Here is a 1176-nt window from a genome sequence, read left to right on the forward strand (position 1 = left end):
TGCTCGACGCCTCGGGCAGCGGGGGAAGCCCGGCAAAAGTGCAGACCATGTCCGCCCAGGCGCTCAGGTGCGCCCCCAGGTCCTCAGTGGCGGGGGACCAGGAGACCCGCAGTTCGATGTCCACGCTGGTCTCGTCGGTGGCCATTTGCCCGAAGGATTCGGAAATCACCCGGGTGGCGGTGCCGCCGGCCGAGTGGTAGCCGGCCTGCCGGCCGCGCAACGCGTCCTCAAACCAGCTCCAGGCCACGGAGGAGAGCATCGTGTCCTGGCCCATGTCCTCTTCCATGCGGGCCCGGATGTAGGTGACCACCCGGAAGGTGCCGTTCCACAGGTCCTGGCTGGCCGGGTCGTAGAGCAGCACGAAGCGGCCGGTGGCCAGGGAATGGTGTTCTTCCAGCAGCGGCGTCTTGGCGAATTCCTGGCCGTATTGGCCGTGCAGTGAGCGTGAATGCTGTTCCACCTCGCCGCTCAGGGCCAGGGCGTAGGGCGCCAGGCGCAGCGGCGCCGGGATTTCGGCGATGCGCAGCTCCTGGCGGACTTTGGCGCGCGAGAGTTCCTCCAGGGCCCGGCGGAAGGCCTGGGGAACGGGCTTTTGCTGTTGCTCGCGGTTCACATTTCCGAGTCTAAGGCGCACCGTAACCGGGGTTGGGTTACGGCACGCCGGGAAGACCTATTTGGCGTGGTGGGCCGCCAGTTCGCTGTTCAGCGCCGCGATGAACGCCCGCACGTCATCCTCGGTGGTGTCAAAGGAGCACATCCAGCGCACGTGCCCGGCGGCGCGGTCCCAGTCGTAGAAGCGGAACGTCTCGCGCAGCTTGTCGGCCACGGCGTTGGGCAGTTGGGCGAAGACGCCGTTGGCCTGCACCGGGTAGACCAGTTCGGCGCCTGCGAGCCTGCACGGCCTGGCCCAGCAGCGCGGCCATGGCGTTGGAGTGGGAGGCCGAACGGTGCCACAAATCGGTGCCGTACAGCTCCAGCAGCTGGGCGGAAATGAAGCGCATCTTGCTGCCCAGCTGCATGTTCATCTTGCGCAGGTACTTCATGTCGGCGGCCAGTTCGGTGTGCAGGGTCAGCACGCCCTCGCCCAGCAGCATCCCGTTCTTGGTGCCGCCCAGGGACACGATGTCCACCCCCACGTCGGTGGTCAGCGCGCGCAGCGGCACCCCCCAGGCTGGC

The 1176-nt window shown here is 67.7% G+C and carries 1 protein-coding gene and 1 pseudogene; both read right to left on the reverse strand.

What is annotated here, in order from left to right:
* Window positions 1–613 (reverse strand): DUF3000 domain-containing protein (locus JCM19049_RS14790; protein WP_054821950.1); only part of this gene is annotated, 613 nt, incomplete at its 3' end.
* Window positions 614–670: 57 nt separating this feature from the next.
* A pseudogene (locus JCM19049_RS14795) lies at window positions 671–1176 on the reverse strand (low specificity L-threonine aldolase); the annotation flags it as partial.

Source organism: Arthrobacter sp. JCM 19049, assembly GCF_001310435.1.